The organism is Methylomonas sp. MgM2 (assembly GCF_054172045.1).
The window spans coordinates 25,242-44,093 of sequence record NZ_JBSYXO010000003.1; the positions used below are offsets into that span (position 1 = coordinate 25,242).

The following is an 18,852-nucleotide window of genomic DNA, read 5'->3' on the forward strand; positions in this document are numbered from 1 at the left end:
CCGGAACACCGATTATCAAGCGGAGATCGCACGATTACAAAGATCGTAATCCAATTCTCCAGCCTCAATTCAGTTGAATAAGCTGCTTTGCGCTCGTGCTAGGATGGTCGAAATCATGGGATGCTTCATACGTCTTTGCGCGGTAATCGCATAAAACCGCTCTACAACGCCATCAACCGGTCCGAGCATTTCGGTACCGTATTGCCGGTAAATTTCCGCCGCAACGGTCATCGATGCAAAGAATAAACCTACGCCCGCCGCCCCAAAGGTTTTTAGCAAAGCGCTATCTTCAACTTCGGCTTGAATCTTGGGGCTGATTTGGCGTTCTTCAAACCAATGATCCAAAGATCGGCGTAGCACGGTATTGGCCGTGGGCAGCAAGAACGGCGCGCCTTTCAAGCTATTAGGAAAATCCGGGCGGTAGCGGGCGGCCAATTCCGGTGCCGCGAACACGGCCACACGCGATTCGCCTAAAAAATGATTGAATACCCGTGTACCGGAGGCAGGCGTGGCGGGGACGTCGCACAATACGATGTCTATGCTGTGCATGCCGATCTCAATCAACAGACGCTCCGTTTTATCCTCCACACAATGAATTTGTTTGGGCTCTGACAACTTCAACACCGGTTCCATCAGTCTGTAGGCGATCAATTTCGGCATCGCATCGCTAATCCCGACGTTCAAGCGCAATCCCCTTTCGGTGGCTAGGCCTTTTAGCGTATGTCTCATTTCCCGCCCCAAGGCAAAGATCTCGTCCGCGTAATGAAACACCGTCCGCCCCGTCTCGGTAAGCACCAATTTCCGCCCGTCCTTGCGCAGTAGTTTGGTACCGACCGATTGCTCAAAAACCGCTAATTGCCCACTGATCGTAGGCTGCGCCAAATGTAGCATTTCGCAAGCGGCAGTGATGCTGCCATGTTTGGCAACGGTCCAAAAGTAATATAGGTGTTGATAGTTAATCCGTTCCATGACTGTAAAATATATCGAAAATTTCTATAGCATAAATAGTTTTATTCGATTTTACTATTTCAAAAACTGGCGTAATTTATAGCTCGTTTTCCTTTCAACCGAGTTCAACCATGTCGCAAACGCAACCTTACGATGACAAAGCCTTACGATCGGCCAACCGATTGTTAAGAACGATGCTACGCAAAATGCTTAAAAATCAAGCCAGTCCGCGTGTGGCCCACACCGTCGAGCTGCTTCAGCGCCAATATACGGCTTTGCAACGAGACGGCAATCAAGCGAAACGCCAACAATTAATAAAGACCGTGCAAGATTTACCCGCAGAAATTTTGAACGAAGTAATCCGCGCTTTCAGTATGGATTTCAGCCTACTGAACATCGCCGAAGAATCCACCCAGCTTCAATATCGCCGTCGCCAGATCGAGAAGAACAAGCATTATTGGCGCGGTTCGTTTCACGATACATTATTGGCTTTCAAGAACGCAGGCATCGGTGCCGGACAATTGCAGCCGCTGCTGGATCAGATGCATTATCTGCCCGTCATGACGGCGCATCCGACCGAAGCGAAACGCCGCACGGTACGCGGCGCTTTGCGGAACGTGTTCGTCAGTCATGAAAAGTTACAGCACGCCGACGTCAAAGGTTACTTCCGTCAAGAAGCGATGTCCCGCTTACAAAGCCAAATTCAATTGCTATGGAAAACCGACGAAGTACGGGCCCGAAGCATGGGGGTCGTGGACGAAATCGAGTCGGGCCTGTTTTATTTTCCACTGTCGTTATTCGAGGCCACCGCCCAGGTCTACCGCAATTTTCAACGCGCCTTAGTCGATGTTTACGGACTCGAAGCCGCGGCTAGCGTTCAGGTTCCCAGCTTTTTGAATTACGGCTCCTGGATCGGCGGCGACCGCGACGGCAACCCCAACGTCAAACCCCACACCACGGCACTGGCCTTACGCCTGCAGGCCCGCACCATTACTCAGGAATACGTGCGCCGCATCGATGCTCTTCGCGAGCAATTGTCTTATTCGCACGACCTATGCCGACCCACCGGGGCATTCTTGCAAAGCCTGAAAAGCGACCGCGAATTGCTTGGCGACATTGCCGACACATTAGAGCGCACTTGTCAACAAGAACCTTACCGGCACAAGCTGGTATTGATGAAATACCGCATGCAGCGCCGCCTGGAACTAATTGAGCAGCGCATCGCAGGCGACAGTAGCCAAACCGACGACCAAGCCTATAACAACATTCAAAGCTTTCACGCCGATTTGTGCGCGATTCGTGACTCTCTGGCTAGCCACGGCGATGCGGCCATAGCCGAGCGTGACCTGGCTGACTTAATTCGATTAGCGGATATTTTTGGTTTCCATTTAATGCAATTGGACGTGCGCCAAGAATCCAGCCGTCATGGCCAGGCAGTAGCCGAAATTCTGAGCGAAGCGTTAGACATTGATTATTTAAGCCTGGACGAAGAAAAACGTCTTGAAATATTGAGCGAAGCGATTGCAGTGCCCGGCGGCCTCGGCTTCGACGCTAGTCGCTTATCCGCGGCCACTAACGAGACTTTGGAAGTATTTCAAGTCATGGCGCAAATGCGGCGCGAGATCGGCACCGATTGCTTCAGCCGCTACGTCATTTCCATGACTCATTCCGCCAGCCATATCATGGAAGTATTGCTGTTGGCCGCCCAAAACGGCTTGGCCGGCCGCATTAGCGGCCAGTGGTATTGCCATATCGGCGTCAGCCCCTTGTTCGAAACCATAGATGACTTGAATCATATCGATAGCGTGTTACGCGGCCTATTGGCGCAACCCGCGTACCGAGCCCTACTCGATGCATCGGGCCTGCGCCAGGAAGTCATGCTGGGCTACTCCGATTCCTGCAAAGACGGCGGCATTTTGGCGTCGGCATGGGGCTTGTATCGCGCCCAGCAGCAGGTCGTAGCGATTTCGGACGAGCTGGGCGTGCCCTGCCGCCTATTCCATGGCCGCGGCGGTACAATAGGACGCGGCGGCGGCCCGACACACGAAGCGATTTTGGCTCAGCCGCCTGCGACCGTGCGCGGCCAAATCAAGTTTACCGAGCAAGGCGAAGTGCTGTTTTATCGCTACAACAACATGGAAACCGCGATCTATGAGCTGACCATGGGCGTGACCGGCTTGATGAAATCCAGCGTCAGTCTGATCCAAGCGGTAGAACCGGACAAGCCGGAAAGCCTGGCAGTGATGAACGAACTTGCGCAACTAGGAGAACGCAGCTACCGCCACCTGACAGAACATACTCCCGGTTTCTTGGATTATTTCTACGAAGCCACGCCGGTGCAGGAAATCGGCCAGCTCAACATCGGTTCGCGTCCATCGCACCGCAAAAAACAGGACAGATCCAAATACTCGGTGCGGGCCATCGCCTGGGTATTCGCGTGGGCGCAGTCGCGCCAGACCTTTCCGGCCTGGTACGGCATCGGTTCCAGCCTGGAAAGCTACTGCGCAGGAAACCCGGATCGCCTGGCCTCTCTGCGCGAACTGTATAAAAACTGGCCGTTTTTCCGTAATTTGCTCAGCAATGCGCAAATGGCGCTTAGCAAATCGGACATGACCATTGCCGAAGAATACGCCGCGCTCTGTAGTGACCCGGACATGGGCAAACAAATTCATGGCTTGATCGCCGCCGAACACCGGCGTTGCGTCGATTGGATATTGGAAATTGCGGAATCCGACCGGTTATTGGCGGAAAATCCGAGCTTAGCGGCATCCTTGCGCCGCCGTAACGATTATTTGGGGCCGCTAAACTATATTCAGGCGGGCTTATTGCGCGCGTTAAACGAGGAAAACGAAGACGATAGCAGCCAAAGCCGCTGGATGAAACCCCTATTGCGCACGATCAACGCTATTGCGGCGGGGATGAGAAACACCGGGTAAGGATCATGTCAAGCCATGCTACGCCGATAGAACGTTTGCAACAATTGGTTGCTCTGGAAAGGGAAGACATTACTACGCTGATCATCTACGGCATCGGCATAGGCTTGATGTCGTTGGCAACGCCGATTGCCGTGCAGGCATTGGTCAATACCATTGCTTTCGGCGCATTGTTCCAACCGCTGTTGGTGCTGACGCTGGTGCTGCTGGTTCTGGTAGGCTTCAGCGACACCTTGGCGGCTTTGCAGTTTTATGTCGTCGAAATGTTGCAGCGCCGCTTGTTCGTGCGTCTTTTCGCCAAAGCCGCCCAGCGTTTGCAACATGCCGAGTTCAGCGTGCACGAGCAACATTATTTGCCGGAGCTGAGCAACCGCTTCTTCGACGTCGTCACCTTACAAAAGACAGCGGCCGTCATGCTATTGGAAACGTTGGGTTACGTGCTACAAACCCTGATCGGTATGGTGCTATTGGCGTTCTACCATCCGCTGTTGCTGGGTTTGGATTTATTCATCGTCGCGATGCTGGCCATCATCTTGTTCGTGATGGGCAAGCACGGCCTGGACACGGCGATCGAACAATCCAAAGCCAAGTATCTGGCTGCGGCCTGGCTGGAAAATCTTGCAGCCAACGCATTGCTCGGTAGATCGAGCCATAACCGCGACTTTTTCCAGCAAAAAACCCAAACCATAGCCCAGCAATATCTGGACGCCTGCGTCAGGCATTTTAGGATTCTGGCACGGCAAAATGTCGGTGCCTTGATCCTGCATGCCGTCACCAATACCTTGTTGCTGGGCCTGGGCGGCTGGATGGTGATCGAACGCCAACTGAGCCTGGGCCAGCTAATCGCCGCCGAACTGGTCGTCAATGCGATGATCTACGGCCTGACCCGCTTGGGCAAGACCTTGGATAATTTCTACGAATTGCTCACCAGCGTCGACAAAATCGGGCATCTTTTGGATTTACCCCAGGAAAAGCCGCTTGGCGTCCCGCCCCAAACGCTTGCGCAGGCTTATAGCGTCGTTTTAAACAATGTCGGCTTACCGCACGGCGCCGGGCTCGATAAACTTAACCACGTTCATTTGACCGTGGCGGCAGGCGAACATACCGCGATTTGCGGCGACGCCCAACACGGCAGTCTATTCGACTTGTTGTTCGGTTTACGCCCACCTGCGACCGGTTACATCAGATTGAACGATCAGGATTTACGCGACCTCAATCTCGGCCTGCTTAGGGACAACGTGGTTTTGGTGCGTGATGCGGAAATCATACACGCCAGTATCGCCGACAACCTCGGTTTGGGCCGGGAGCTCGACCCGAACGGCATTCGGGAAGCATTAATAACAGTCGGGTTGCAGGATGTCATCGCTGCATTGCCTGAACATTTGAACACGACGATCAATTTGAACGGCCTGCCGTTGAGCCCGGAACAGTGCTTGCGTTTGACCTTGGCCCGCGCATTATTGAAGAAACCTCGATTGTTGCTGCTCGACCGCGTGCTGGACCGGATCGATTTCCGTTATGCAAGGGTCCTGCTCGACGCTCTGTTGTCCGACAATGTGCCTTGGACGCTGATAGCCAGCAGCCAGCAACCTGAAATCATTGGAGCATTCAAACGACGAATCCGACTCGAAAACGGCTCTGCCCTGGAGAATGCATCGTGAGTGCGAAACACTGCGACCCAGCGACCGATATGGGCATGGACCAGCTCTACCATGCCCAAACAACCCCTTTGGCCGGGCGCATGGCTCGTTCACTATTTGGCTTACTATTGATCTTGTTGATTCTCTTGGCTTTAACGCCTTGGCAACAGAACGTCCGCGGCTTGGGCCGAGTCGTTGCCTATACCCCGGCCGAACGCCGACAATCCGTCGGCGCGCCGGTGGATGGCCGCATCAGCCGATGGCTGGTCCGGGAAGGCAGCCGGGTAAAACAAGGCGAGGTCATCGCCGAACTGCTCGACAACGACCCATTGCTGCTGCAACGCTTAGAAGCGGAAAAACAGACGCTATTGGCTAGACAAACCGCCATCGACAATCGCGTCGAAACCTTCCGCACCCAATTGGCGATGGCGGAACAAGCCCGCCCTCAAGCCTTGGCCGCGGCCGAATCGCGCATTGCGATGGCCAAACAACGGCGCAGTGCCTCCGCGCAAAGCCTGGATGCCGCGCTTGCCGCGAAAAAAACGGCCGACCTCAATTTATCCAGACAACGGTATTTGCGCGAGAAAGGCTTATCTTCACAACGCACGTTGGAACTGGCAATATTGGACAGCGCTCAACGCGAGGCGGAATCGAATAGAGCCAAAGCCGGGCTGCAAGCCGCGGACAGCGAAATCGCGGCTTTGCAGGCCGATTGGCAGAAGCTGGCGGCCGATACGACGTCCTCCATCGAAAAAACCCGCGCCGAGCTTAACAAAGCGATAGAAGATCAGAATTATCTGCGCGCCGACCTACTGAAACTGGAAACCCGCTTGGCACGCCAGCAAACCCAAACCGTCGTCGCCCCGCAAGACGGCACCGTGCTGCGTCTGCTAGCCAATCCCAATGCGGAATTGCTCAAGGCCGGCCAAGCCATCGCCATTCTGGTGCCGGACACCGGGCAACGCGCCGTCGAGCTGTGGGTAGACGGCAACGATTTACCGCTGATCGTGACCGGCAGTCACGTGCGCTTGCAATTCGAAGGTTACCCTGCGATCCAATTCGGCGGCTGGCCGGAATTTTCCGTCGGTTCATTCGGCGGACGGGTCTCTTTGATCGACGCCAGCGACGACGGCAAAGGCCACTTCCGTATATTGGTTAATCCCGACCCGGACGATCTGCCTTGGCCCGACCCGCGCTTCTTACGCCAGGGCGTGCGCGTCAACGGCTGGGTGTTGCTGGGCCAAGTCACGTTGGGTTACGAATTATGGCGCGTCTTCAACGGCTTTCCGCCGCTGGTATTGCCGGAACCCGAAGCCGTAACCCAAACCAAAGGCGGCGACAAGACCTCCTACAGCGACGAAAAGAAAGACTAACGCTCATGAAACGACTGGCATCGCTTAGGTACATGAAAGACAGCCGATGTAGGAGCGACACTTTGTCGCGACAAAGTGTCGCTCCCACTATGACGCCCAGAACTATGGGTCGAAAGTTACTTAGCCTATTACTGCTGGTAGGTAGCCTGTCAAGCCACGCTTCGGAATCGACACCCTTACAATTGGACGACGTACTCGGAGCCGCCCTTAGAGCGTTTCCTGGCCTATTGGCCAGCGAACAACGCATACGCGCCTCCGAAGCCGACTATACGACCGCCGAAGGTAGTTTCGACACCCTGTTGAAGTCACAAAACCGTTATTCGATTGCCGGCCTCTACGAAAATCAGAATAACGATGTCGTCATCGAACAACCCACAGGACTTTGGGGTGCAACCTTTTTCGGTGGCTGGCGCCGCGGCGTCGGCGACTATCCGATTTACGAAGGCAAAAGCCAGACCGCCAGCGACGGCGAACTGCGCGTAGGCGTCAATGTTCCGCTCTGGCGCAATCGCGACATCGACCAGCGCCGAACCAAACTACAACAAGCCGAACTGGGCAAACTAATAGCCGGCCACGAGTACGATCAAGCCTTACTGGAAATTCGCCGAGTCAGCAGTTTGCGTTACTGGGACTGGCTGTTGGCCGGCAAGCGCATGAGAATCGCCGAACGCCTGTTAAAAATCGCGGAAACCCGTAATGACGGCATCCGCGAACGCGCCGCGGCAGGAGATATCGCCGATTTTGAAGTGCTGGACAACCAGCGAGCCATCCTGGAGCGACGCGAGCGCCTGGTTGCCGCGCAGCGCTTGCTCGAACAAAGCGCCATCCAATTATCTTTGTATCTGCGCGATGCCGAAGGACAGCCTCGCTTGCCAGGCAAAGAACTATTGCCCCAGGATTTTCCCAATGCCGAGCCGCCGCTTGAAATCAACCTCGAGCAATCGCTGTCCATTGCGCAGCAGCAAAGACCGGAGCTGAAGCGGCTAGCCCTGCAAAAACGCCAAACCGAAACCGAACTGGAATTTCAAGAGAACCAGCGAGCGCCCGGAGTGGATGTTTCGGTAACCGGGGCCAAAGACATCGGTTACGGCAAGGCAACCCTCAATCGCGATGAACTTTATCTAGGACTGAGCATCGATATCCCGCTGCAAAGGCGCGTCGCCGGCGGCCGGGCCGATAAAGCGGCGGCCGATCTGCAACGCTTGAAATGGGACGGGCAATTGATCGAGAACCGAATCGGCAACGAAGTCAAGGATGCCTTGTCCGCGATCAACGCAGCCAGAAAACGAGTGGAACTGAGCCGACAGCAGTTGCAAGCGGCTCAGCAACTCGAAGAAGGCGAACAGCAGCGCTTTGAACTGGGCGCGACAACACTACTGTTTGTCAATCTCCGAGAAATAGCCCATGGCGACGCCGCGATGACGGTGGCTGAAGCCCAAGCAAATTTATTCAAAGCGCACGCCGACTACCAAGCAGCGCTCGGAATGCCGGTAGAAAACGTCGCTTTAATGACTGATTGATGGAGGAATCACCCATGAAATCACCCTCGGTAAGGTCATTAGCTAAAACCATGACCCATGCCAAAAAGCTGGGTCTTGTAACGATGACCGTTAGCCTGATGTTGGTACCCGACTTGCTTTGGCATAAGCTGACATTCATTCTACATTTATCTTACGAAGTCATTTCATTCGGTCTTGAGCTTATACTGACCGACGTTTTCGGCATCGGAAAACAACTCTCACAAATGGCGGTGTTTTATTTGCTTTGGCTTTTGGGCTTCCTATTGTTATACCGCTTTTGGCGCAATCTGCCCAAACTGTTCATGAAATTCAAAACTGATCTACAAGCCCTTACCACCCGCTTAAAATACCGAACATTCCGACTTTGGCTAAAGCTTAGTATTGATCAAAAAATCAAACTGCTGATATTTCAGTTCGCGGGAGTCATCGGAGTTTTTATGTTTCTTCTAGCGTAAAGTGCTCTGGAAGCTGACTCAGAGGAGAACTTCCTCCAGAGCGAAGTTATGTCGGCTTGGTTTTCGGTTTTTCGCGGATCGATTGGACTTAAAAAATTGCCTTTGAGTGTGCGCCGACTGACATAGAAATCCGAAAAACCTATCGATCCAGTCATGACAAATAGCACTCAAGCTGTTGAATACTAGTGCTATTTCACCACTCCAGCCCGACCGAAAACGCACTTTGTCGTACGAAGATCTCATTGTGTCCCGTGATCGGCTGCCTAACCACTTATTAAATCGCTTGCCGACAATTCAAAGCGCCGGGGATTGAAATTTAAATCTCTTTGAGCTTCGCTATGGTCAAATGCCAAATCGTGGTTCATGCGTTCGAACATGGCCGACGTCCAATTACGATAGCGGGGAATAAAGCGTAATAAGGTGACGGCAACCCTTAACATCGCAATCGGCAATTTAACGAATATCGGCCCGCAGCCTGAGGCCTGAAATACCCGTTCGACCATTTGCTTGTACGTCAAGGTTTCACCGCCGGAAAGGTTATAGCTGTGGTTGGCCGCTGCCGGAGCCGACAAAGCCGCGAAACAGGCCCATGCGATATCTTGAGCGTGGACGGGCTGTCTAAGTCCTTTTGCATCGCCCAGAATCGGAAAAAAACGAAACCGTCGAATGATACGCATGATTTCGGAAATATTTTTATCCCTACCGCCGCCGTAAATTAATGTGGGCCTTAGAATGACCCAGTCAATGCGTTTTTCTTCCGCCCAGCCCTGCAATTGATCTTCCGCCTTGATAAAGCATTGCACTAATTCACGCTCTTCTAACACAGGCGAATCCTTTTTGGTAAAACGACTCGTTGACGACAATACCACCACACGCTTTGCGTCTGAAGCGCCGATCATTTCGAAAAACTCGGGAAGGACCCAGATCGGTGCGAGGCTAATCCAATAGCTAATATCGTTAATTTCGGCGATATCACCGCTTGCCGAAGGTGAGCGCCAAACGACATCATTCGATTCATTTAGATGCGGCCGACGGGAAAACGCGAAGACTTTGAATCCCTCCTTCCTTAAAAGCGGTAACAAAAATTGTCCAATCAAACTACTGGCGCCGATGACGCCTACGGATTTAACATGGCTCATCTCGCATTACCTATTTTTGACGTATACGAGCTAACAAATAACAAGCAGCTACCCAGAAGAATCTAAGCCAAACGCCGACAATCACTAGCCCCATCAAAATTCCCGGATATTGATGTTGGAAAAACTTTCGATAAAAGCGCAACATGCCTTTATGCTTATGCCACTCAACGAAGATTGGGCGAGACTTCCCGCAAGTACCTTGCTCATGAACAACACGTGCGCTTGGTATGAATAAAACTTTCCAACCTTTTTGCCTGAACCGCATGCACCAATCCAAGTCTTCGCAATGAAGAAAGTAACCCTCATCCCATAAACCGACATCATCAACGGCCTTACGCTTTACTAACATGCAAGCACCGGAAATGGCTTCGACTTCTATCGTTTTTTCCGGCAACGGCTGCTGATGAAGATTAAAGTCGCCAAACAATTTCGGCCAACGCTTTTCAAATCGCGCCAAGCCGAACATACGCACAAAAGACCGCCAGGGGGTGGGCACCGCGCGGCGGCCACCCACTTGTTCCGTGCCATCCGGGTTCACCAGGAGACCACCCGCCATACCGGCTTTTGAATCGGCTTTTAAATGGGCAAGAATTTCTTGCAAGGCTCCGGGAACAAACGAACAATCCGGGTTTATAAAAAGAATATAATCCGCGTGCGTTTCCGCAAGACCTTGATTGCAACCGGCGGCGAAACCCCGATTAACATCATTTCTGATGATTTTTAACTGCCGCTCCAGTCCGCACAAGGTATCCAAACTTCCGTCGGACGAGGCATTGTCGACGATGACGACCTCCACATTCAGTGGACACGACACCAACGACTCGATACATAAACGCAGCAACTCCCCTGCATTGTAATTCACAATAACGGCGGAAACTTGAAAGGTCATGCATTCAAATGGATTAGTTGATGAGAAAAAATAACTATCGCCGACTTAACCATATACGTTTATCCAAACATCGCCATATTTCAATAAACGTCGCTGTGCGTTTTTTCTGTATTTGTCGACGTTTCCGCCACATTTTTGGAATACCTTTAACAGCATCGAGTTTGGCCTGCCAAATAACGTTACGCTGCCCCTTAAATGTGAAATAAACTACCGTAATCGCGTTTAACAACAAATGTAATGGTAACAGCGCCCAAAATAAAAGCCCAGGCATATTCTTGAAATAGGTCCAAACCAAATTGCGATGACCGTGATAAACGCAAAAATCGCTATGCTGCCCGCCGGTGGATGCCGACCCCATATGACGAACGACAGCATCGTGAACATACATCGCTTTATGCCCCGCTAGACGAAGGCGAAAGCCCAAGTCCACGTCTTCAACATAACAAAAGTAATCTTCATCAAACCCACCGACATCGGCCATGGCTTCACGCCGATATAAGGCCGCTGCCGCACAAGGACTAAAAACAATTTCATTCTCTTGTGCCGTTAAGTTTAACGGCGCTCCGTAGCGGTCACGCCAAACCAGACCGCTAATATGATAGCGGTCTCCCGTACCGTCTATAAGCTTAGGATTGTCATCACACAGTTGTAGCGACGCGAACGCGGCGCATTCCGGATGCCTATCAGCAGCGCTTAACAAACGCTCTAACCAGTCAGGGTCGGGAAAGGCATCCGGATTCAGTAATGCGACATAGTCCGTATCGCATTTCGATAGCGCCAGGTTATTTGCAGCGGCAAAGCCTAGATTAGCGCCGAGTAAGTGGACTTCGACTCGACTATGATCGGCGACCGCGCTAAGCGACTCGTCGCCGCTACCGTTGTCCATCACAAGAATTCCATGCGGCGCCACTGACTGCTTCGACATGTGATCCAAACATTTGGAAAGCGCATCACCGCTATTCCAATTGACAATAACAACGGTAACCGACACCGGCCGTTTAAACGCCTTATCCGGGGATAACATCTACACAATTCCTATTTTTCCGCAACCAACACCCGCATTTAACTAAAACCTCCCATCGCCGTATCGCGCACGTGCCGAGCCGGACAAAAGAATCAATTTTTTATGCAATCGACTGCCCGCAATATCATTCAACCCGCACAATTCAGCCACGCCGTCGACTTTATTTTAAATAATCGTAAAAAACATGCGCCGGCCTTCGGGCTATATTAAGTATTCGAACGAGCCGGATTGCCTTGATGCAGCCGGTGGCTTAATCAAGGATGCAATAATATTTTCCTAACGCCGCTGCGCGTAGCGTGTCGAACCGCAAGCAAACCGTCGCTTAATGCATAAACACCGTCTATCATCGTCTCAACCGGCACTTTTTCTTGCTCCAACAACTTCAACGCATCCGAAAACGACCCGCACCGTGAACCTAACAAATTAATCTCGCCAACCACCAACTTGCTCAAGTCGACAGGCTTGTCGGGTACGAAAGTGCTTTTCAATATCAGAGTTCCCCTCGGTTTAATTATGCGCAATGCCTGCGCAAGTCCGCTTGCTTGGCCGGTCGCGTCAACCACGCATTCGCAGCAATTCTCCGCAACAGCATCAATCAATGCTGTCACAAGTTTCCATTGCGCCGGAAGCTTCAATGATGATTCGGACTTTCCCAAAACCACGACTTTGTAGCCATGCAAAGACAAGACTTTCGCGACCAAAATACCCAGGCGCCCCGGACCTAGGACGGCGACCGTTTCGACAGATAATGGCCGTAGTTGAACCACCACGCGTAATGCCGCGGCCAAAGGTTCTGCAAATACCGCTATAGGGTCCGAAATGCGTTCGGAAACAGCGAATAAATTCTTCACCGGTAGCGCAAAGAAATCCGCGAATACGCCGTTTTGTCCGCGTATCCCCAGCACTTTTCGCTCCGAGCAATGCTCGGGCCCCGTGATTCGACAGGCCTCGCAGCGACCGCAGCCGATATTGATCGAACCAACCACACGGCGACCTAACCAATCAGAATCGAGTCCATCGTTGACCTTTTCGACCACGCCGACAAATTCGTGCCCGATGATGCCGGAAAAATCGGCGTAACCTTTGGTTAATTCCAGATCCGTCGCACAGATGCCGGCCAACTTCAGTCGGATCAACGCTTCGCGATCCGCTAACACAGGTTCCGGAAAATCCGGGCGATAGGACAACGACTCATTTAAAACCAAAGCTTGCATGATCAATCAACATTTGACGCCGGAAATTTCGGAAAGCCAAGCGGCGGCGTTTATTGCCGTTCGCGCCAATAGATTCAGAAAAGACCTTACGCTCGGCAGCGCAGTCGATTTTTTTAAACATTCGGCCGCGCGATCTTTTGCCGCCCTTTAAAAAAATGTCGCAGCAATTTATCACACGGGCCGGCATTTGTTCTGACGAATGCATTATCTCGTACCGCTACGCGCCACTAAACCCTGTCTTGAAATCTGCACAAACAAAGTGTTTTTCAGGGTTATGCCGCGATTTATCCAGTCAAATCGATCCATAGCTTCGCACTGGCCTTGCTACGCTAAACAGGAGTAACATAATCGGATTTTATTTTGGTCTGTTTGCCATGTTGTCACACATTCTGCCTAAAGCCGAAATTTCGATTCGCGAAAACTTGAATTGGCTATATATCCTAAGAAACCTGATGCTGTTTGTGGTGATAATTTCAGCGTTTTTCGCCGTGCATGGTTTAGGAATCCAACTACCGATGAATCATCTTTGGTTGGCGATTTTCGCGATTTCCATGCTTAATTTATACACTTGGCTACGCTTACGGACTCCGGAACCGGTCACCGAGCACGAAATTTTTTCGCAAATCTGCATGGACGTACTGGCTTTGGCTTACCTTCTCTATCTAACCGGCGGCGCGTCGAATCCGATAATATGGGTATTCCTGTTGCCAATAATCGTCACGGCAATCATGTTGCCGCAAGCGTATGCATGGAATATGGTGATCATAACCTCATGCGTTTACACGGTGCTGATCGCTTACAACATACCCTTACCCGCGCTTGCACCGCATGCCGAACACCATAATATGCCTAACCTCACCCCGGAAATGAGCCTACGCATGCAGCTACTCGAGGATAGACGTTACTTCAATTTACATGTATTCGGCATGTGGTTCGGTTTCGTGTTTAGTGCCGGATTGGTTGCTTTTTTCGTCGTCGCATTGGCAAAAACTTTGAAAGAACGAGAACGCAGCCTGGCGGAAGCACGAGAAAGCGCACTGCGTGACGAACGTGTGGTTTCGTTGGGAACATTAGCGGCAAGCGCCGCCCATGACATGGGCACGCCTTTGGGCACTATCGCCATTCTGGCGCACGAACTGGCGGAAGAATTCCCCGACCACCGCTTCCCGGAACTCAATCAAAAGCTGATCATTTTGCAGCAACAGGTCAATCGCTGCAAGCAAGCCCTATCGGTCATGTCCGCATCAGCCGGAGAAATGCGCGCTGAATCCGGCAAAGTCATGTTGGTCAGCGATTATATCGACGACATATTGAACCAGTGGCGCACACATAAAGCCGCCACAAAACTCAATTTATTCGTTTCCGGCACAGCGGACTTGGAAGCGCAGATTATCGCGGAACGCACGTTGACCCATTCCCTCATCAATATCCTGAATAACGCCGCAGAAGCCACCGATGCCGACAAGGGCATCGAATTCCATGCGGATTGGAACGCTTCCAGTTTGACGCTGAAAATTCGTGATTTTGGACCGGGCTTGCCGGCTGAATTATTGGACTTTGCCGGCCAAAAACCGGTAAAGAGCAATAAGCAAGGCATGGGAGTCGGATTATTTCTAACCTATACCACCATAAAGCGCTTGCGGGGTACAATAAGCTTCAACAATCTTGCTACCGGAGGCGCCTGCGTTGAAATCAGCTTGCCATTATTAACTAAGGAGAGTGAATATGACGGAAACTTCTACGGATAAACCTAACCTGCTATTGGTCGACGACGACATCACATTTTGTTCGGTTTTGAAACCGGCTCTGGAAAAACGTAATTTTCAGGTGACAGTGGCGAATGACGTCACCACAGCCATACAGTTAGCCGAACAAACCGAGCCTGAATACGCGGTAATTGATTTGCGAATCGGTTACGACTCCGGCTTGGAAATGGTTAAAAAATTGATTTCATTGGATAGCAATACCCAGATCGTCATGTTGACCGGGTTTGCCAGCATCGCCACAGCCGTCGAAGCAATCAAGCTAGGGGCGATCCACTATTTAACCAAACCAGCCAGTCCCGACGAAATCGTCAGAGCTTTATATAAAAACGAAGGCGATGCCACGGTTGCCATCAGCGACAACCCGCTTTCGGTGAAAAGGCTGGAATGGGAACATCTGCAGAAAGTGCTGATGCAGCATGACGGCAATATTTCGGCGGCGGCGAGAGCCTTGAATATGCACAGGCGCACCTTACAGCGCAAGCTGGAAAAACGGCCGGTTAGAGAGTGATGCCTAATCGAATTGCCCGATGGTTGGATCCATTGACGTTAATAGCCTATTGCGGATGGATATTTTGGCTATCGGCCCAAGAGACGCTGCCAGTCCCGGAAGTTTTTAGCTTTCAAGACAAAGCGCTGCACTTCGGCGCCTACTTCGCGATGGCGATTTTAAGTTGGCGCGCCTTCAGCCATTTCGGCATAGGCGATCGGCATTTGGCGGTAATATCGTGTGTATTTTGCAGTATTTACGGCGCTTCGGACGAATGGCACCAATCCTTTGTGTATGGCCGAACCGCCAGTGTCGAGGATTGGCTGGCGGACAGTTTAGGGGCAATCTTCGCGACATTTTTATTATTGAAATATAGAAAACCGGCTTAACTCGCTCGCGTTAAGCCGTGCTTTATTGGCTGGAAGACGTTTTATTGTTTGCCGGTTTCTTTGCAGACTTTTTCTTAGCGGAAGATTTTTTCGATTTTTTATTGTTTGCTTTAGACGTCGGGGCGGTCCCATCCGTTAAATCCGCACCTTCCAACTCTGCGTCAAGTGCCTCAGGAGCGGAATTTTCAACGGATTCCGTATCATTAAAAGGACGTTCACAATCCGGCAGAACTTCGCCCCCCGGCGTACAGATTACCCGGTAAATGATTCGTCTGTCGTCTTTAGATACAGGCTCGGGTAATGCCGCACCGGGCTCGGTTTCATCCGAAATGTGTCCCAATACTTCGGCCGTAGTATGCGCGGAATAAAACAGCAAGACTAGACCGGTCGTTACGACTAACAACTTTGATGTCATTGGTTTGACTGAACCTTTTTTTGCACGCGCTTAGCTTCATGCCATAGTCCGTCCAATTCTTCTAAAGGACAGTCACGCAGTGTCCGTCCGGACGCTTGCACCTGCTTTTCGATGTAGTTGAAACGGCGGGTAAATTTCTTGGTCGCTTCCCTTAATGCGATTTCCGGATTGACTTTAAGATGCCTGGCCAGATTGACCACGACCAATAGCAGGTCGCCCACTTCTTCCTGGATATGAACTTGATCGCTCGATTGCCAAGCCTCTAGCACTTCGTGCAACTCTTCCGTGACTTTGTCGAATACCGGCTCGGTTTCAGGCCAATCGAAACCATGTCCGGCCGCTCGATTCTGGATTTTTTCGCATTCCACCAGCGCCGGCAAACTCTTAGCCACCCCGGCCAGTACGCTTTGCGATTCATGCGTCTGATTTTTTTGCCGCCGTTCTTGCGCTTTAGCCTCCTCCCAAGCCTGTTGCCGCTGTTCGTCGGTTTCGAAGCGGACACCGGCAAACACGTGCGGATGCCGGCTAATCAGTTTTTCTCCGATAGCGCCGGCGACTTGTTCAAAATCAAACAAACCTTGCTCTTCGGCGATACGGGAATGAAACACCACTTGTAACAACAAATCGCCTAGTTCCCCACGTAAGTCTTCAAAATCGCCACGCTCGATAGCATCGGCGACTTCGTAAGCCTCCTCTATCGTGTAGGGAATCAAACTATGGAAATCCTGCTTTTGATCCCAGGCACATCCGGCATCCGGATCGCGCAAACGCGCCATTATGCCCAGGAGTTCTCGAGTTTTAGCTAAATTCAAAACGATGAACCGAAGCTATCCAGATAACGTTCTTTGAATTCCGTCATCGTAAACATATGATTTTGGGTACCATTGTGTTCGATTTTAATGGCTCCCAACAAAGAGGCAATGCGCCCGGTCACATCCCAATCGTAATCGTTCATCAAGCCGTACAACAAACCGGCCCGGTAGGCATCGCCGCAACCAGTCGGATCGAGCATTTGTTTAGGTGTCGCGGCCGGGATATCGATACATCGGCCCTGAGTATAAATTTTTGAGCCGTTACCGCCCAACGTAACGATCAAGGCATCGACCTTTTCCGCAATCTGCTCCAAAGTCAAACCGGAACGCTGCTGCATCAACTCGAATTCATAATCGTTAAAGATTGCGTAATTCGCCAGATCGAGAAATTGCAGCAACTCCTCGCCGCTAAACATCGGCATGCCTTGACCCGGGTCGAAAATGAACGGAATGCCCAATTCCGCAAACTGCGCGGCGTGCTGCTGCATGCCTTGTTTTCCATCCGGAGATACGATACCGATTGATATCTCGCAAGTGGCGGGGACATCGTTCAAATGCGACAGATTCATCGCTCCCGGGTGGAATGCGGTAATCTGGTTATCGTCTTCGTCGGTGGTGATATAGGCTTGTCCCGTATAATGATCATCCAACACTTTTATATATCGGGTTGAAATACCGCGTTGACTTAGCCACTGCGCATAAGGCTCGAAGTCGTGTCCTACAGTCGCCATAATTAACGGCTCTTCCTTTAATAGTTGCAGATTATAAGCAATATTTCCGGCGCATCCTCCGAACTCCCTACGCATCAACGGGACCAGAAACGACACATTCAAGATATGCACTTTTTCCGGCAAGATATGGTGTTTGAATTTGTCATGAAACACCATGATGGTGTCGTAAGCCATTGACCCACAGATTAACGCACTCATTCTTATCCTTTGTTTAACTAAATTATTCGTGTTGTTAAAATATCGAATGTTCGCCGGCGGCGCAAGATGACGGACACGAACGCAAAAAAGTTTACCGTTTCGTACTTTGGACTCACCTAAAGAAGAATCAAGACCCAGGTTGCGGCGGCCCACAACAATGACAGCATAACCGCAGCCGAACCGATGTCCTTGGCACGCCCGGCCAACTCATGATGCTCGAAGCCGACTCTATCAACGACTGCCTCTATGGCCGAATTCAGCAACTCCACCAGCAACACCACTACAACGCTTCCAATTAACAACACTTTTTCGATCGGACTCTGTCCCAACCATAACCCCAACGGTGTCGTGACGACAAATAAGATTACTTCCTGTCTAAAGGCCTCTTCGTTTTGCCAGGTCGCTTTAAACCCGGCTATCGAGAAAAAACAGGCATTAATGAGTCGCCTCAAGCCTTTTGCATTTTGATTAGCCATCAATATCCTCGCTACTACTCTTCGATCAGACGCTGATAAGCGTCCGCATCCATCAATAGATCGAGACCGGCGGCGTCCTCCGCTTTTATGCAAAACAACCAGGTGCCGAAAGCATCTTCATTGACCTTTTCAGGTTCATCCTGCAAGGAGTCGTTAACTTCCACGACCACACCGGCCACCGGACTATACAAATCGGAGGCCGTTTTCACCGATTCGATCACCGCAATCGGTTCTTTTGCCGCTACCGTACGCCCGAGTTCGGGCAAACCTATATAAACGATATCGCCCAGTTCCGATTGGGCAAAATCGGTAATTCCGACTCGAACAAGATTATCCGACTCCAAAGCCGCCCATTCGTGAGTCTCTGCGTATTTCAGATGTTCTGGCATTTCTTTCATTTCCGTTTCCTGTTTTCAAAAAATGGCAATCGACAAAGGATAACC

Annotated in this window: 19 protein-coding genes; 8 read left to right on the top strand and 11 right to left on the bottom strand. The window is 51.4% G+C overall.

Going from position 1 to position 18,852, the window contains the following annotated elements; all coding sequences use genetic code 11:
- Window positions 1–69: 69 nt before the first annotated feature.
- Window positions 70–969, bottom strand: a complete 900-nt coding sequence (nhaR, locus tag ACW73I_RS03330) for a transcriptional activator NhaR (RefSeq protein WP_458027798.1) — start codon at window positions 967–969, stop codon at window positions 70–72.
- A 110-nt stretch (window positions 970–1,079) separates the two neighbouring features.
- On the opposite strand from nhaR, the gene ppc reads away from it, so the two are divergent.
- The 5 genes from ppc to ACW73I_RS03355 all read left to right on the top strand — a co-directional run bounded on the left by ppc (window position 1,080) and on the right by ACW73I_RS03355 (window position 8,869).
- Window positions 1,080–3,884: a phosphoenolpyruvate carboxylase gene (gene ppc / locus ACW73I_RS03335; RefSeq protein WP_458027799.1), complete on the top strand. Its 2,805-nt coding sequence runs from the start codon at window positions 1,080–1,082 to the stop codon at window positions 3,882–3,884.
- A gap of 5 nt (window positions 3,885–3,889) precedes the next feature.
- Complete coding sequence (locus tag ACW73I_RS03340; protein ID WP_458027800.1) at window positions 3,890–5,542, top strand: ATP-binding cassette domain-containing protein; 1,653 nt, start codon at window positions 3,890–3,892, stop codon at window positions 5,540–5,542.
- Complete coding sequence (locus ACW73I_RS03345) at window positions 5,539–6,894, top strand: HlyD family secretion protein (RefSeq protein ID WP_458027801.1); 1,356 nt, start codon at window positions 5,539–5,541, stop codon at window positions 6,892–6,894. Before ACW73I_RS03340 ends, ACW73I_RS03345 begins: the two co-directional genes overlap by 4 nt.
- Window positions 6,895–6,983: 89 nt before the next feature.
- Window positions 6,984–8,414, top strand: a complete 1,431-nt coding sequence (locus ACW73I_RS03350; RefSeq protein WP_458027802.1) for a TolC family protein — start codon at window positions 6,984–6,986, stop codon at window positions 8,412–8,414.
- A gap of 14 nt (window positions 8,415–8,428) precedes the next feature.
- Window positions 8,429–8,869: a hypothetical protein gene (locus ACW73I_RS03355; RefSeq protein WP_458027803.1), complete on the top strand. Its 441-nt coding sequence runs from the start codon at window positions 8,429–8,431 to the stop codon at window positions 8,867–8,869.
- A gap of 263 nt (window positions 8,870–9,132) precedes the next feature.
- Here the strand turns inward: ACW73I_RS03355 and ACW73I_RS03360 are convergent, their stop codons facing one another.
- The 5 genes from ACW73I_RS03360 to ACW73I_RS03380 form a co-directional block, all read right to left on the bottom strand.
- Window positions 9,133–10,008, bottom strand: a complete 876-nt coding sequence (locus ACW73I_RS03360) for an NAD-dependent epimerase/dehydratase family protein (RefSeq protein ID WP_458027804.1) — start codon at window positions 10,006–10,008, stop codon at window positions 9,133–9,135.
- Window positions 10,009–10,018: 10 nt separating this feature from the next.
- Window positions 10,019–10,897, bottom strand: a complete 879-nt coding sequence (locus ACW73I_RS03365) for a glycosyltransferase family 2 protein (protein ID WP_458027805.1) — start codon at window positions 10,895–10,897, stop codon at window positions 10,019–10,021.
- A 34-nt stretch (window positions 10,898–10,931) separates the two neighbouring features.
- Window positions 10,932–11,921 carry a glycosyltransferase family 2 protein gene (locus tag ACW73I_RS03370; RefSeq protein WP_458027806.1) on the bottom strand — a complete coding sequence of 330 codons (990 nt, stop codon included), beginning with the start codon at window positions 11,919–11,921 and terminating at the stop codon, window positions 10,932–10,934.
- Window positions 11,922–12,175: 254 nt separating this feature from the next.
- Window positions 12,176–13,135, bottom strand: coding sequence for an alcohol dehydrogenase catalytic domain-containing protein (locus ACW73I_RS03375; protein WP_458027807.1), 960 nt, complete (start codon window positions 13,133–13,135; stop codon window positions 12,176–12,178).
- Entirely contained in the window at window positions 13,113–13,256 is a 144-nt protein-coding gene (locus ACW73I_RS03380) for a hypothetical protein (RefSeq protein WP_458027808.1), read from the bottom strand. The genes ACW73I_RS03375 and ACW73I_RS03380 overlap by 23 nt, the downstream gene beginning before the upstream one ends.
- 253 nt (window positions 13,257–13,509) lie before the next feature.
- Here ACW73I_RS03380 and ACW73I_RS03385 point away from each other — a divergent pair, with 253 nt between their 5' ends.
- The 3 genes from ACW73I_RS03385 to ACW73I_RS03395 are packed head-to-tail and all read left to right on the top strand — an operon-like array spanning window position 13,510 to window position 15,777.
- Window positions 13,510–14,883, top strand: a complete 1,374-nt coding sequence (locus ACW73I_RS03385; protein WP_458027809.1) for an ATP-binding protein — start codon at window positions 13,510–13,512, stop codon at window positions 14,881–14,883.
- A complete protein-coding gene (locus ACW73I_RS03390) occupies window positions 14,861–15,409 on the top strand; it encodes a response regulator transcription factor (RefSeq protein WP_458027810.1) in 549 nt (182 codons plus the stop codon). Before ACW73I_RS03385 ends, ACW73I_RS03390 begins: the two co-directional genes overlap by 23 nt.
- On the top strand, window positions 15,409–15,777 hold the full coding sequence (locus ACW73I_RS03395) for a VanZ family protein (RefSeq protein WP_458027811.1): 369 nt from the start codon (window positions 15,409–15,411) through the stop codon (window positions 15,775–15,777). The genes ACW73I_RS03390 and ACW73I_RS03395 overlap by 1 nt, the downstream gene beginning before the upstream one ends.
- A gap of 22 nt (window positions 15,778–15,799) precedes the next feature.
- Here ACW73I_RS03395 and ACW73I_RS03400 read toward each other — a convergent pair whose 3' ends face one another.
- From ACW73I_RS03400 to gcvH, 5 genes are all read right to left on the bottom strand, one after another.
- A complete protein-coding gene (locus ACW73I_RS03400; protein ID WP_458027812.1) occupies window positions 15,800–16,192 on the bottom strand; it encodes a hypothetical protein in 393 nt (130 codons plus the stop codon).
- Window positions 16,189–17,004 carry a nucleoside triphosphate pyrophosphohydrolase gene (gene mazG / locus ACW73I_RS03405; protein ID WP_458027813.1) on the bottom strand — a complete coding sequence of 272 codons (816 nt, stop codon included), beginning with the start codon at window positions 17,002–17,004 and terminating at the stop codon, window positions 16,189–16,191. Before mazG ends, ACW73I_RS03400 begins: the two co-directional genes overlap by 4 nt.
- Entirely contained in the window at window positions 17,001–17,933 is a 933-nt protein-coding gene (locus tag ACW73I_RS03410) for a carbohydrate kinase family protein (protein WP_458027814.1), read from the bottom strand. Before ACW73I_RS03410 ends, mazG begins: the two co-directional genes overlap by 4 nt.
- 116 nt (window positions 17,934–18,049) lie before the next feature.
- Window positions 18,050–18,409 carry a diacylglycerol kinase gene (locus tag ACW73I_RS03415; protein WP_458027815.1) on the bottom strand — a complete coding sequence of 120 codons (360 nt, stop codon included), beginning with the start codon at window positions 18,407–18,409 and terminating at the stop codon, window positions 18,050–18,052.
- A 14-nt stretch (window positions 18,410–18,423) separates the two neighbouring features.
- Window positions 18,424–18,807: a glycine cleavage system protein GcvH gene (gene gcvH / locus ACW73I_RS03420; RefSeq protein ID WP_458027816.1), complete on the bottom strand. Its 384-nt coding sequence runs from the start codon at window positions 18,805–18,807 to the stop codon at window positions 18,424–18,426.
- Between the last annotated feature and the right edge of the window lie 45 nt (window positions 18,808–18,852).